Source organism: Colwellia piezophila ATCC BAA-637, from assembly GCF_000378625.1.
Classification (GTDB): Bacteria; Pseudomonadota; Gammaproteobacteria; order Enterobacterales; family Alteromonadaceae; genus Colwellia; species Colwellia piezophila.
The window spans coordinates 243,256-258,539 of sequence record NZ_KB905167.1; the positions used below are offsets into that span (position 1 = coordinate 243,256).

Below are 15,284 nucleotides of genomic sequence, written 5' to 3' on the forward strand. Positions count from 1 at the left end.
TCATTATCTAAGGGGTCTTTTGTTTTAAGTCTTCTACGCGTAAGAATATCCAGTGGGGCAATTGCTTAACTGAGTATAAATAGGAATTATTTTGACACTATCGTTAACTGATTATATTGGCGCTTTTAGCCAAAGTGAAAATTTGGCTGCCGTAGCAGGCATTGGCCGCGGTATTGAGCGGGAAGCATTACGAATATTACCTGAAGGTAAATTATCTGAGCATGGTCATTACCACCAGCTTGGCTCAGCACTAACCCATGGACAGATAACTACCGATTATTCAGAAACATTACTTGAATTCATTACCCCCGTTAGTCATTCTCCAGAGCAAGCTATTGCTCAGCTTCAAGATATACAAAAATTTACTTTTGAGAATATTGAAGGGGAACTACTGTGGCCTATGAGTATGCCATGTTTTGTTAGCGATGCTGAAAAAATACCGCTGGCGCAATACGGTAGCTCAAACATAGGTAAAATGAAGACAGTGTACCGTCAGGGTTTGAAAAATCGTTATGGCTCGATGATGCAAGTTATCTCGGGTATTCATTTTAACTTTTCATTTTCGCAAGATTTCTGGCAAGTACAGCAACAACTGCATGACTCGGTAAAAATAAAGTCGCCAGGTGAGCAGTCATTACCTCTTGATGACTTCATTTCAGCACGATATTTTTCTATTTTAAGAAACTATAAACGTTTTTGCTGGTTAATTCCTTACCTATACGGTAGCTCTCCGGCAATCTGTGGTTCGTTTTTACAAGGTAAAGAACAAAAGTTGCCTTTTAAAAAGACTAAACATGGCGCCTTGTACCTTGAACATGCAACGTCACTGCGCATGAGTGACCTGGGTTATACCAGCTCTGAGCAGTCAGCATTAAAAATTTGCTATAACAACTTGGCCGATTATGTTGATGGTGTACAGCAAGCGATCAAACTAAAATCGAAAGATTTCGCTGATATTGGCATTAAAGTTAATGGTCAATACCAACAGCTTAACGATAACGTGCTACAGATTGAAAATGAATTATATGCACCCATACGCCCTAAACGCGTTGCTAAATCTGGAGAGAAACCTTCAGTTGCATTAGGAGAACGTGGGGTCGAGTACATAGAAGTAAGAGCACTTGATGTTAATCCTTTTTCAGATACTGGTATTAGCATCGAACAAGTTCATTTCTTAGATATATTCCTGACCTTTTGCGCTTTTGTTGATAATGAAGAGTTTGATTGTTCGGCACAAAAAATTCATGAGTCGAATATGAATGAGGTAGTAATGCGGGGTCGAGATCCAAAATTATTACTGTCTGATACTAATAGCGAGGGTGAAGTCGAACTTAAATCTATTTCTACCTGGGGTAATGAACTGTTTGCAGAAATGCAGCAAGTGGCCGTTCTGTTAGATCGCGCTTATCAAACGACTAATTACAGCGAAGCTATTATTCGTGAGCAAGCTAAGATCAATGATGCTAGTTTAACACCCTCAGCGCAGTTACTAGCCATTATAAAAGAGCAAAGCTTATCGCAATATGCTTTGGATATAGCGAGCCAATATCAGCAGGAGGCTAAAGACCGTGCCTACCAGTTTTATCAACAAGATTTTTTTGATGCGAGTGTGCCAGCATCACATCAAGCACAAGCTGAAATTGAAGCGAATGATAAACTGAACTTCGATGATTTTTTATCTGATTATTTCGCCTAAAATCTCGAGTGAAAGTTTACCTGACTAAGGGGATTGGTAAGAGCTGAAAAAAAGGTAAAAAAAAGCGCGTCTAGTTGACGCGCCGTATATGTTAAGTAAAGCTAATTAAATAGTTACTTAAACTAAATGAAAGCAATCCAGGGAAGGAACTTTCATATGTTATGACTTACAGTCAAACAATAAGTTCACTTTATTTAAAAATAAGTTATTTATTCACTGCTCTTTATTGTGATAACCCCACCAAAAGCAACCTCAATGGCTAATGTTAGCTATTAAATCTCAATAAAATTATCGTATAAATTGCGACATCGTTATTAAGCCATCTCTTAGCTCGTTACCTCGAGCGGAATAACATCTTGGTTATGTTATTTAAACAAAGCTCATCACTTCATAGACAAAAAAATACGCTCACCTAAAAGGTATGCGCATAAAACATGAAACGTATCTGAAGAGAGCGGAGTAACATTATGGATTTGTTATTTAAACTAAGCTCATCACATCAAAGACAAAAAAAATGCGCTCACCTAAAAAGGTATGCGCATAAAATAAAACACTAGGGAATAACATAACTATTAAGTCAGAGTACCGTTTCTTTGTTTAGTTCAAATTAATTTATCTAAAAGAGCGGAATAACATCACGGTTATGCTGTTTAATAAACACTAGACAAAAAAGACAAAAAAGACAAAAAAAATGCGCTCACCGAAAAAGGTATGCGCATAAAACATAAAACGTATCTAAAGAGAGCGGAATAACATCACGGTTATGCTGTTTAATAAACACTAGACAAAAAAGACAAAAAAAATGCGCTCACCGAAAAAGGTATGCGCATAAAACATAAAACGTATCTAAAGAGAGCGGAATAACATCACGGTTATGCTGTTTAATAAACACTAGACAAAAAAGACAAAAAAAATGCGCTCACCGAAAAAGGTATGCGCATAAAATAAAACACTAAGGGAATAACATAACTATTAAATCAGAGTACAGTTTCTTTGTTTAGTTCAAATTAATTTAACTAAAAGAGCGGAATAACATCATTATTATGGCACTTATTAAATTTTAGATAAAAAAATGCGCTTACCTATAAAGGTATGCGCATAAAACACTAAGGGAATAACATAACTGTTAAGTGAGAGTGCTGTTTCTTTAGTTAGTTCAAATTATTTTCATTTATAATCAAACTTTATTGAAATAGTGTCGTTCGATTAAAAATTTTCAGCAATGAGTGCCATTAATACAGGCTTTCTGGCATGATAAAGCCAGATTTAAGTAACTGTTAATTGTTTATGCCTTCAAGTAAAACTGTATTGGTCGCCGCAATGAGTGTTTTAATGCTTGCTAGTTGTGCAACTCCCCCTCCGAAAAACCCTGAGAATATTTGTGAGATATTTCGAGAACATCGTGATTGGTACTTTGCTGCCAAAGATGTCCGTGAGCGCTGGGGAGTCCCTATTCATGTACCGATGAGTATGATGTATCAAGAGAGCTCTTTTCGTCACGATGCTATTCCACCAATGGATTACCTCTTTGGTTTTATACCTTGGGGTAGGGTGAGTAGTGCCTATGGTTACGCTCAGGCTAAAACCATGACTTGGAAAGACTACGTTAGGGAAACAGGTAACTCAGGTGCTGATCGCGATGATTTTGAAGACGCTATCGACTTTATGGGCTGGTTTATTTTTAAAACCCAAAAAGTGAATGGTGTTTCTAAGTGGGACGCCTATAGCCAGTACTTAAACTACCATGAAGGTTGGGGTGGTTTTAAGAATAAAAGTTACAAGAAGAAGCCGTGGCTAGTGAAAGTTTCGCGTAAAGTTGATAACCGTGCACGACGTTACAGTAGCCAGCTAAAAAGCTGTGAAGAAGACCTCAATCATGGTTGGCTATGGCGATTATTCTTTGAGTGAAACAGTTACAGGCATAAAAACAATAATGGCAAATTCTATCCGGTAAATAAATGTAATTAATAATTTCTTCATCCGCATAAAGCCTGCCATATTGTTCTTTTTAAAATAAAAAATTGTTTAGCCTAGCTGTGGTGACTGCTGCAGTAATAGCTAGCCTTTTCATCACCAAACAGAAAAAAAAAGACGGTGATATTGTTAAATAGTTGTTGAAATAACTAAAGGCTGCTACTGATAGGGTTGGCAAATGTTATCCACAGAAATTGTGGAAAGCTTAATAAGGATATTCGAAAGCTTAACTCTGTGGATAACTTTGTGATTAACTTTGTAACTGTTTAATTATTCGTCTTCTGGGTTATTATTAATATAATACTCGGGCATCACCCGCACCGTTTTAATCATATTGTCTGCAACATCAATGATCTCGATAGGGTAGCCGGCAACACGAAGACTAATGTTATTGTGCGGAATCACTTCTAAGTACTCTATTATCAAGCCGTTTAACGTCTTAGGGCCATCTGTGGGTAATTTCCATGACATTTCTTTATTAATATCACGAATACTGGCGCTACCATCGACTAAGTAGCTGCCATCAGGCTGCAGATTAACTTCATCACGGGTTGTTGGCGTCATGGTTGTGGTAAAATCACCAACAATTTCTTCAAGAATATCTTCTAAAGTGACTAAGCCTTGAATATCACCATATTCATCAACCACTAATCCTAAACGTTCTTTAGCATGTTGAAACTTAAGCAGTTGAATATTAAGAGGTGTACCTTCTGGAACAAAGTACAGTTCACGCACAGCTCGCAGCAATGTTGCTTTAGTAAATTGCTTTTTCGATAACAGTTTTAGTGCATCCCTTGCATGAATGTAACCAACAACATCATCAATGCTATCGCGGTAAAGCAGCACGCGTGTGTGATTCGCTTGGGTGAGTTGCTTTTGAATTTTGCTCCAATCATCATTAACATCTATGCCTACTAAATCACTGCGAGGTATCATGATATCTTCAACGACGACTTTCTCTAAGTCTAAGATACCGACGAGCATATCTTGATCGCGTGGATGTAACAAAGCGCCGGATTCATTTACTACGGTTCTTAATTCTTCACTGCTAAGGCTATGTTGCTCCCTTTGTTCGGCATTAATACCTAAAAGCATTAAGATGCCATTGGTTATCCAGTTAACGGTAACTACAAAAGGCAACATGACTTTTAATAACAGTGATAAAAGAATTGAACTAGGAAAGGCTATTTTCTCTGGGTATAAGGCTGCCAGGGTTTTCGGGGTAACTTCAGCAAAAATAAGGATGACTAGGGTTAATATAATGGTGGCAGTTAATACCCCCACATCTGCTGAGATGCCCATCTCGTTAGAAATACGCAAAGCAATGATAGTAGCAATTGCAGAAGCTGCAATATTAACGAGGTTATTACCAATAAGGATTAAACCAATAAGACGGTCTGGTCGACTAAGCAACTTGCTTACCCGCATAGCGCCCTTATGTTTTTGCTTTTCAAGGTGGCGTAAGCGATAACGATTGAGTGACATCATGCCTGTTTCAGAGCTTGAGAAATAGGCGGAAATAAAGATTAAGATGCCAAGAGTGGTAAAGAGCATCTGGGTGGATATACTGTCCAAGAAAGGATTTCCTTTATTTAAAAAAAAGAGTTTAAAGTTAGAGTTTAAAGTAAAAGTCTAAAGTAAAATTTAACACTAAAATAATTAAATAACACCGCTGAGCTATAGTGGTGTTATGGCGACAATAACAGGCTTGTTTAGCCGTTATTTATAAAATGAATTCTTTAACCAAGCGACTGCCAAAATAGGCAAGGGTAAGTAAGCCACTAGCACTGACCATTAACACTAAAACTCGATGGCCGCGCCAACCCCGGCCAAAATGTCCCAAAAGAATCAGGCTGTAAATAATAAAGGCGAGTAATGACAGTACCGTTTTATGAGCGTTCTCCTTAGCGAGAAAACCCTCTAAAAAAGCAAAGCCGATGACTTCACTAATAAATAAGATTAACGTCCCTACGGCTAAAATCTTGAAAAGCTGCTTTTCCACTTGCATAAGTGGTGGTAAATGAGCGACCGCAGTTAGGTTTTTGCTTTTAAGCTTAAAGTTAATATAAGTGACTTGAAAGGCAAATAATGTCGCAATAATTAATACGCAATAAGCTATTAGAGCAAAACTGATATGACTTAATAGCACAACTTTCTCAATCACTAGCGGGATTGAATCAACAGGGGGAAGAAATATCATAACCAACTGCCATAAACCGGTGAAGCCATAGACAACAGGGAGTAATAAATTGACTTTAAAGCGTAAAGCGACCGATGTGACTACCAAGGTGATTACTAAGCTGACTAAGGAAATTACATTGGGTAAATTAAAGTTTATTTTGTCTTGAGAGAAGAATAGTACAGCATCATTAAAACCGTGCACTATCATAGCCGCGGTAGCTAAACTTAATACTAAGGTGATATTCGGCCCTTTAGGATGAAACAACCGTGTGACGATTGCCAATGTAGCAAGTATATAAAGCAAAAAAGATAAACTTGAACCTAATACCAAAAAATCCACTAAAATCCCCTAAAACAGCTGACAGTATCGATTAAAAACTGATTCTATCAGATAAACACTTCAGCGCCATGTGATTAGCACAAAGTATTGACTTAAATTAAGGGAAACCAAGCGCCGTTGTTTTCACCAAGGCTAAAGTTTTCTGATAGGTAGCAAGAATAACTGTGTTTTTCAGTACCCAATGATGGTGAAAGGATTAAATAAATTTAGTTCGATTATACGATGATTTTCATAGGTGATAGGCCATCACAGTGAATAATATAACGTCAAAATGTTACACGATATTTTATGCTGTCGCATATTTTCGATATTTGGGTATAATAGCAGCATTAACCTTATCAATATTTCGCTGTTAGAGTATTCCATGTTTGACAATCTTTCCGAACGCTTAAGCAAAACGCTTAAAAATATAAGTGGCCGCGGCCGTTTAACCGAAGACAATATCAAAGAAACCTTACGCGAAGTGCGTATGGCCTTACTTGAAGCAGATGTCGCCTTACCTGTTATTCGTGAATTTGTTGCCAAAGTAAAAGAGCAGGCAGTGGGTACAGATGTTTCTAAAAGCCTCACCCCAGGCCAAGTTTTTGTCAAAATAGTACAAAAAGAACTTGAATCAGCCATGGGTGACGTTAACGAAACCCTTGATTTAAAAGCCGCGCCACCAGCCGTTATTTTAATGGCAGGCCTACAAGGTGCAGGTAAAACAACTTCAGTAGCCAAGTTAGCCAAATTTTTAACCGAGCGTGAAAAGAAAAAAGTATTGGTTGTTAGTGTCGATGTTTATCGTCCTGCGGCGATTAAACAACTTGAGACTTTAGCGAATGAAATTAATGTTGGCTTCTTTCCAAGTGATATTAAACAAAAGCCAATTGATATTGCAACGGCTGCTATTGATCACGCTAAGAAAAACTTTTTCGATGTCTTAATTGTAGATACCGCCGGCCGTTTACATGTCGATGAAGGCATGATGGCCGAAATCCAGCAACTTCATAGCGCTATTAATCCGGTAGAAACTCTTTTTACTGTCGATGCTATGACGGGGCAGGATGCGGCGAATACGGCTAAAGCCTTTAATGATGCCTTGCCACTGACAGGTATAATCTTAACGAAAACCGATGGTGACGCTCGTGGCGGTGCTGCTTTATCAATTCGCCATATCACCGGCAAGCCTATTAAATTTATGGGTGTTGGTGAAAAAATTGAAGCCTTAGAGCCATTCCACCCAGATCGAATTGCCTCACGTATCTTAGGCATGGGTGATGTACTCTCACTTGTTGAAGAAATTGAACAAAAAATTGATAAAAAACAAGCCGAGAAATTAGCGAAGAAAGTTAAAAGTGGTAAAGGTTTTAGCTTAGAAGATTTCCGTGACCAACTTGTCCAGATGAAAAGTATGGGCGGCATGATGGGTATAATGGATAAGCTGCCGGGCATGGGTAACATGTCTGATAAAATCAAAGATCAAATGGGTGATAAAATCACCGTGCAAATGGAAGCTATCATTAATTCTATGACACCCGGTGAACGCGAACGTCCTGATATTATTAAAGGATCACGCAAACGTCGTATTGCAGCTGGCTCAGGTACTCAAATCCAAGATGTAAATAAGCTACTTAAGCAATTTACCCAGATGCAAAAAATGATGAAAAAAATGTCAGGCAAAGGCGGCATGAAAAAAATGATGCGCGGCATGCAAGGCATGATGCCACCAGGCGGCATGGGTGGCGGCGGCGGTATGTTCGGTCGTTAAATATCACTATTTTCAAACTCACACTGTTCAATAAAGGTCGCATTAGCGGCCTTTTTTATTTTTTGCAGGTGAAGTCGGTACTTATGAGACTTAGCTTTTTGGAGAGGCGCATCACACCTCGTATGATGCGCAATACAGACCTAGGGGCATTGGTATGGGCGGTGGCGGTATGTTCGGTCGATAACTACCACTGTATTCAAACTCACACTGTTCAATAAAGGTCGCATTAGCGGCCTTTTTTATTTTTATCTTATGAGGGAGGCACATGCCTTTGTATTACATTTGTTACTTTAAGTCGATGTTGGTAACAATAACTCACATCTTTATGAGATTTATTCGCATTCGTGTTTAAAGTTGTGTACTATGTTGGCAATTAAAATAATACAAAATAGCTCTAGCCTACATAATATATTATCTCTTTGTTTAGTCGTTGAGGTAACAATGTAAGGCAATAATGAGCACTATTGGAGTAATAGATGAAATTTCAAAGAAAAGCACTAGCAATTGCCGTAATGGTAGCTATATCAACATTAACTGCTTGTGGTTCAAGTAGTAGTGATCCAGAGCCTGAGGTTGTTAATACTGCACCAACAGATATTTCATTATCAAGTAATAGTTTCGATGAAAATGCAAAAGGCATTGTGATAGGTACGCTAACAGCAACGGATGCTGATGCAAATGATACTTTTACTTTTGGTACCTCCATTAGCAGTAATAGTATTATGGTGACAAACGGAAATCAGCTAAGTGTCGGTGCAGACTTTATGTTTGATTATGAACAAACTAAGTCAGTGACATTAGACATTATTGTAACGGATAGCGCTGGCGCGAGTTTCACTAAAGAATTCACCTTGAATGTAAATGACTTACTTGATTATTACGGCTTTATGAGCAAAGTAGGCGATGTTAATAATTCAAGCGTATCTTACGGCGGTCAATCTGCGCGTCATGCATTAATTGCTGAGCTTAAGCATTACATTGGTAAGGGTGGTTTAGAAGCTGATTTAGTGAGTAGAAAGTTAACTTCGAAAGCAGATGTTATTACAAAACTAAATACTTATTTTGATGGTCAGAGCTCAGACTGGGAAGACGGTGCTTTCCCAATAACTTTCACTGAAGCCAAGCAAAAAACCTTTAGTGATATTTCATCAAGTCTAAAAACTTTAAAAGGTAAAGTTGCAGGTAATGATGCTGGTGGCCAACATAAGTTATGGAATGATGGTGACTTTGCTGGCTGGGGCGTCAAAGGTTCAATTACCCCAACAGGCTTAATTGAAAGTTTCTTCGATCAGCTAGCTGATAATGCTATAGCTGTTTTTAATAACGAGGAGCACAACGACCCTATTACCAATAAAGAAATTCCATTCTATGTGACTCAAACTGGTACTGATTTAAATCAGCTAATCCAAAAATTCTTGTTAATGTCTATTACTTATTCCCAAGCGACAGATGACTATTTAGATGAAAATAAAGGTCTAGCTGCAGATAACATAACTGGCGATAAGGATGGTACTAAAGATTACACTTCGTTAGAGCACCAATTTGATGAAGGTTTTGGTTATTTTGGCGCAGCTCGTGATTACTTAGCGTATAACGATAATGAAATCTCAGGTAAAGTTTCCTCTGCAGAAGACGGTCGTGAAGATTGGAATGGTCAACACGATACTGATGGTCAAGATGGTATCGACTTAACTAGCGAGTTTAACTTTGGAAACTCTGTAAATGCCGCTAAACGAGATCGTGGTTCAAAACTATTACCTGATGGCAGTGCAAACCCGGCAGCAACGGATTACACCAAACAAGCGATGGAAGCATTCTTAAATGGTCGTAAACTAATTAATGATAGAGCAGGCTTTGACTTAACTGACGCTGAAATGCTTGAATTAGTTGGATACCGCGATACTGCTGTTGATGCTTGGGAGCGTGCTGTTGTTGCAACAGTTATTCATTACATAAATGATTTACGTAGTGATTTAGAGCCCCTTGAAACAGCTACAGGTGAGTTTGATTTTGTAACAGCTGCTAAGCACTTCTCTGAGCTTAAAGGTTTTGCTTTAGGTTTACAATTTAACCCTTATTCTCCAATTTCTGGTGAAGCAGAAACAAAATTTGTTGCTGAAGGTAATGAAGCTAAGTTTGTTACATTACATAAATTATTAAAAGATGCACCTGTATTAGATGCTGCGAATGTTGCAGCCTATCGCACAGACCTAGCTTCAGCTAGTGAGTTATTACGAATTGCATACAACTTTGACGCTGATAACGTTGCTAATTGGTAAACGTTTATTGTTAGTCCAGGTCACTAAAACCTAGGGCTAACAAGCTAAAATTTTAAACAAAGCTTGAACAAATATGTTGTTCGAGCTTTGTTGCGTTTAAAGCCTAGCTAATAAGTAGAACAATATCAGGGCTACTTATTGAAAGATAAAAGTAAAGGTAACAGAAATCATGAAGTTTATAAGCACACCTTCTTTAAATAAAAAATTATTGCCATTAGTAATAGTCTCAGCCTTGATTTTAAGCGCTTGTGGTGAAGAAGCCACTAGTACAAGTGGTGATGGTTTTAATAGCGATCAAGACACCAATACCGGTTTTGACCAAGCTAAGTTAATTACTAGCATTGTTGATAAGGTTATCACCCCTACTTATCAAGAGTTCTCAACTTTAGCTGCTGCTCAGCAACAAGCTGTTAGTGACTATTGCCAGCAAGAGATTGCATTTGGTAAAAATAATGGCAGCGAAGTCCTCGTGACAGATGCCAAAGTATTAGCGAAAGAAAGCTGGCGTAATGCCATGAATACTTGGCAACAAGCTGAGATGATGCAATTATCACCACTTTTAATTGTTGAAGGTGCCTTGCGTGATAGTATCTACTCATGGCCAAAGCAAAACACTTGTAATGTAGACCTTGATGTTACTTACTTTAAGGGCGGCTATGTGGATGGTAACGTTGACCATCCTTATAATATTGCTACGCGCCCGGTGACACGTAAAAGTATGGTTGCCTTAGAGTACCTATTATTTAATGATAATTTTGAGCACACTTGTACTGGTACAAAAAAACCTGAAAGCTGGAACAATCAAACCGAGCAATATCGTAAAATCGCCCGTTGTGAATATGCTGGCGAAGTGGCAAGTGATATTGAAAACAATGCTAATGAACTATTAACCGCCTGGTTAGGTAGTGATGGACAAAGCGGTTACGCGGCTAAGCTTAAATCAGCCGGAACGGTAGGCAGTGACTTTGCGAGTGAACATGATGCGGTTAATGAATTAAGTGACGCTATTTTTTACTTAGATAATTTCACCAAAGATGACAAGTTAGCCAAACCACTGGGTTTATTTGCCAATGAATGTGGTGCACAAGCCTGCCCTGAGTCGGTTGAATCAAAATACGCCAACCACTCCATTGTAAACATCAGAAATAACTTACAAGCGCTGAAAATGTTTATGCAAGGTAGTTTGACTGCCGGTGAAGCGGATGCGTTAGGTTTTAGTCATTATTTAACCGATGTCGGTGATGAGATAACCGCTGATAATATAAATGACCATATAGCCCTGGCGATTGCCGCAACCGATAACTACCAAGCCTCCCTTGCTACAACGTTGACTACAGACCCTGATAAGGTTTTAGCAACTCACGGCGAGGTAAAAAATATAACCGATAAACTGAAAAGTGATTTCATCACTAGCCTAGCTTTAGAGTTACCTAAAACTTCAGCTGGAGATAATGACTAATGATTAACTACGCGCCTAAGAACTTTACGCTATCACTTACCGCTATTGCCTTATCAACAGTGCTTTCAACCAGTTTTTTACCACTATCAACCGCTATAGCTGCAGATGAACATGTTCAATCAAGTGCTAATACCGGTAGCAGCAATGCTGCGAAAAGCCCAGATGGCATGAATAAGAAAATTGATTTTGTTGAACGTATACAAATTATTGGTCATGGTAATAAATTAAGAACTGAAGCCGGTTCTGCCACCCTAATTGGCGAAGCTGAATTAGAAAAATTCAAATTTGATGATATTAATCGCATACTTTACAACGTACCAGGCGTTAATATTCGCGAGGAAGACGGTTACGGCTTAAGACCTAACATTGGTTTTCGCGGCGCAACCCCAGAGCGCAGTAAAAAAATTACCGTGATGGAAGATGGTATTTTAATCGGTCCTGCGCCTTATTCAGCTCCTGCGGCTTATTATTTCCCTATGATGTCAAAAATGACCTCTCTTGAAGTATTTAAAGGACCTGCAGCAATAAAGTACGGTCCAAATACTGTTGCTGGCGCCTTAAATATGACAACCCGTGCCGTACCTGATGGCCAAGAAGGTATGATAGATGTTGCGGCGGGCAGTGATGGTTATAGCAAGGTGCATGGTTATTACGGCACTAAAATTGGCAATCTCGGCGTATTGATTGAAGCCATAAATATGCAAGCGGATGGTTTTAAAGAGCTTGATGGTGGTGGCTCTACCCTTTACGGCAAGGGCGATGGTAATACCGGTTTTGATAAAAATGACATCATGGCTAAGTTTCGTTATGACTTAATAACAGGCAGTATTGAGCATACCTTTGGCTTAAAAATATCTTATGCCGATGAGAAGTCGAATGAAACCTATCTTGGCTTAACCGACGACGACTTTTATGCCAACCCAGATCGCCGTTATGCTGCCAGTGAATTGGATAACATGGATTGGCAACACGAACAGTTCCAATTTAGCCACTTTATGCAAACCAATAGTTTTGATATCACTACCCGTATTTATCGCAATAACTTTGAACGTTCATGGTTTAAAATTAATGGTTTTGATAATGGTCCGGACTTACAGGATATATTAGCTAACCCATACGATGAAGATCAAGATGGTACAAACGCTCGCTATTACCAAGTATTAACCGGACAGGCCGATAGTAACAACCAAAATGAACACATTATTGTTGGTGATAATGCTCGTGAGTATTACTCCCAAGGTATTCAAACCGAACTGTATTTTGATCAACAGCTCTTTGGCTTAAACCATAAATTCAATGTCGGTGCTCGTTTTCATCAAGATCAAATTGAGCGAAATCACACTGAAGATAGCTTTAGCATGACCTCAGGTCACTTAGTGGCTGATGGTAGTGAACAAGTAAAAACAACCACTAACCGTGAAAAAACTGATGCCATCGCTGTTTTCTTTAAAGACACCATTAAATATGGTGCCCTTGATATCACCTTAGGTTTACGTGGTGAGTTTATTGATTCTACCTATCAAAACCGAGTTGCGGGTAAAGAAGATGATTGGCAAAAGAAAAGCTCTCATATTTGGCTACCGAGTTTAAGTTTGTTTTATACGGTCAATGAAAACCTTGGTTTACTCTTTGGTGTGCATGAAGGTTTTATTCCAACTAGCCCGAAAGAAGGCCCTGAAACTGAAATTGAAAATAGCGTCAACTATGAATTTGGTGGCCGTTTTTATCAGGGAGATCTGCAGGGTGAAGCAATATTTTTCTACAATGATATGAGTAACTTAAAAGAAAGTTGCTCATTTTCTACCGCATCCTCTTGTGGTGATAGTTTAGACAAAGAGTTTAACGGTGGTGAAGTCGATGTTTACGGTTTAGAGTTTTCGACCAGTTATACTTTTACGCTCAGTGATACCTTAGATGTACCTATGTCACTGGTTTACACCTATTCAGATTCAGAGTTTAAAAATAGTTTTGTTTCTGGTTTCAGTATGTGGGGCTCAATAACTGAGGGTGATAGCTTGCCTTATTTAGCGGAGCATCAATTAACGCTTAATTTAGGTCTTACCGCCGAACAATGGGATATTAACTTGATTGCCCGTTATGTCGGTGAAATGCAGGAAGTGTCTGGTAAAGCAACAACACCAGAAGGAGACCCTGTTGAAAAAATATATTTAGAAGGTGCAACAACCGAAGCTTATATAGTGGTCGATCTGTCGGCCAGTTATTATCTTGGCCAGTACGGTAAAGTGTATATCAAAGCGGATAACATCTTGGATAGCCAAGAGATTGTTAGTCGCAGACCTTACGGCGCTAGACCAAGTAAACCGCAGATGTTTTTTGTCGGTTATCAATACAGCTTCTAATTAAAATCTGCATAATCGGTATAACAGTGGTGCTAAATCAAGAGAGTTAAAGCTATTTTTATTTAGCACCTTCGCTTAAAATTGATACCTTAGCAGTATTTATTGTTAGTTAAGATGGTATCACTGCTAACATGGAGGTCGTAATCACAGTAACTATTGCCAAAATTAAATAGCAATATAAAGTGGAGCTCATGTGTTTGATTTTTTATCTGTTAATTTTACCGAGTTAACGCAATACCTTTTTGATGCGAATAAGCGTATCTTTTGGCTTTACCTTGTTGCAGCGCTGTTACTGGCGATACCCGTTTTTTGGCAAAAATATGCCCGTTTTTCCCTATTAGCCTTCTTGAAATTTGCTTTACCTAAAAGAGTCTATACTCACCCGTCAGCACGTCACGACTACGCCTTGTTAGTGATTAATAAATTCATTAAGGCGGCGCTGTTCCCATTGGTTGTCATTACCATGGCCCCCGTTGCCATGGGTGTTTCATCAGCAATAGAATACCTATTCGGTTACCTTGAGCCCATTGCTTTCTCTACTACCGCAATCATCGCCATATTTACCGTACTGCTCTTCTTGTTTGATGACTTTACTCGTTTTATTTTGCATTACCTTTTGCACAAAATTCCCGTGTTATGGGAATTTCATAAAGTACATCATAGCGCTAAAGTATTAACCCCATTTACCATATACCGTAGTCATCCTGTAGAGAGTTTACTGTACGCTTTTAGAATGACGTTAACGCAAGGTTTTGTCGTTGGACTTTGTTATTACCTCTTTGGTCCGACATTGAAGATGTACGATATTTTAGGGGCGAATGCTTTGGTCTTCTTGTTCAACTTCTGTGGCTCAAACTTACGCCACAGCCACATCTGGTTAAGTTGGGGGGATAAGATTGAAAAATACTTTATTAGCCCCGCGCAACATCAAATTCACCATAGTGATAACCCAAAACATTTTGATACTAACTTTGGCTCGGCATTAGCGGTATGGGACCGAATATTTTCTTGTCATATTAAGGCATCGCAAGTGGGTAAAATAACCTATGGCATTAGTGTTCATCATCAAGGACACAATAGTTTGCTGCAAATCTACTTAGAGCCTTTCAAAAAGGCAGCCATAAGCCTGCTACCTAAACGCTAGTATATAAATAGCAGCTTTAGCACCGCACTCACTATTTCCTACTATGCTAGCTATACTCTTAATCAATCAGTTAATTTATTAACTTTATCAAGCCTAAATAC

At 38.7% G+C, this 15,284-nt stretch carries 9 protein-coding genes; 7 read left to right on the forward strand and 2 right to left on the reverse strand.

Features of this window, described 5'->3' with window-relative positions:
• Window positions 1-91 precede the first annotated feature (91 nt).
• Entirely contained in the window at window positions 92-1,696 is a 1,605-nt protein-coding gene (gene gshA, locus F580_RS0114920; protein WP_019028546.1) for a glutamate--cysteine ligase, read from the forward strand.
• Between the two features lie 1,287 nt (window positions 1,697-2,983).
• The gene (locus tag F580_RS0114930; RefSeq protein WP_019028547.1) at window positions 2,984-3,604 is read left to right on the forward strand and encodes a transglycosylase SLT domain-containing protein; all 621 of its coding nucleotides are present in this window, start codon (window positions 2,984-2,986) and stop codon (window positions 3,602-3,604) included.
• Between the two features lie 336 nt (window positions 3,605-3,940).
• On the opposite strand, the gene F580_RS0114935 is transcribed toward F580_RS0114930, so the two are convergent.
• Together F580_RS0114935 and F580_RS0114940 are read right to left on the reverse strand one after the other, a co-directional pair.
• Complete coding sequence (locus F580_RS0114935) at window positions 3,941-5,245, reverse strand: HlyC/CorC family transporter (protein WP_040357407.1); 1,305 nt, start codon at window positions 5,243-5,245, stop codon at window positions 3,941-3,943.
• Window positions 5,246-5,393: 148 nt separating this feature from the next.
• Window positions 5,394-6,191 (reverse strand): cytochrome C assembly family protein, encoded by a 798-nt coding sequence (locus F580_RS0114940; RefSeq protein ID WP_019028549.1) that lies wholly within the window; start codon window positions 6,189-6,191, stop codon window positions 5,394-5,396.
• Between the two features lie 364 nt (window positions 6,192-6,555).
• Between F580_RS0114940 and ffh the strand changes: the two genes are divergently transcribed.
• The 5 genes from ffh (at window position 6,556) to F580_RS0114965 (ending at window position 15,183) form a co-directional block, all read left to right on the forward strand.
• Window positions 6,556-7,941, forward strand: coding sequence for a signal recognition particle protein (gene ffh / locus F580_RS0114945; RefSeq protein WP_019028550.1), 1,386 nt, complete (start codon window positions 6,556-6,558; stop codon window positions 7,939-7,941).
• Window positions 7,942-8,417: 476 nt separating this feature from the next.
• Entirely contained in the window at window positions 8,418-10,220 is a 1,803-nt protein-coding gene (locus F580_RS0114950; RefSeq protein ID WP_019028551.1) for a DUF4856 domain-containing protein, read from the forward strand.
• A 169-nt stretch (window positions 10,221-10,389) separates the two neighbouring features.
• The gene (locus F580_RS0114955; protein WP_019028552.1) at window positions 10,390-11,679 is read left to right on the forward strand and encodes an imelysin family protein; all 1,290 of its coding nucleotides are present in this window, start codon (window positions 10,390-10,392) and stop codon (window positions 11,677-11,679) included.
• Window positions 11,679-14,039, forward strand: coding sequence for a TonB-dependent receptor family protein (locus F580_RS0114960; protein WP_019028553.1), 2,361 nt, complete (start codon window positions 11,679-11,681; stop codon window positions 14,037-14,039). Before F580_RS0114955 ends, F580_RS0114960 begins: the two co-directional genes overlap by 1 nt.
• A 193-nt stretch (window positions 14,040-14,232) precedes the next feature.
• Window positions 14,233-15,183 carry a sterol desaturase family protein gene (locus tag F580_RS0114965; protein ID WP_019028554.1) on the forward strand — a complete coding sequence of 317 codons (951 nt, stop codon included), beginning with the start codon at window positions 14,233-14,235 and terminating at the stop codon, window positions 15,181-15,183.
• Window positions 15,184-15,284: the final 101 nt, after the last annotated feature.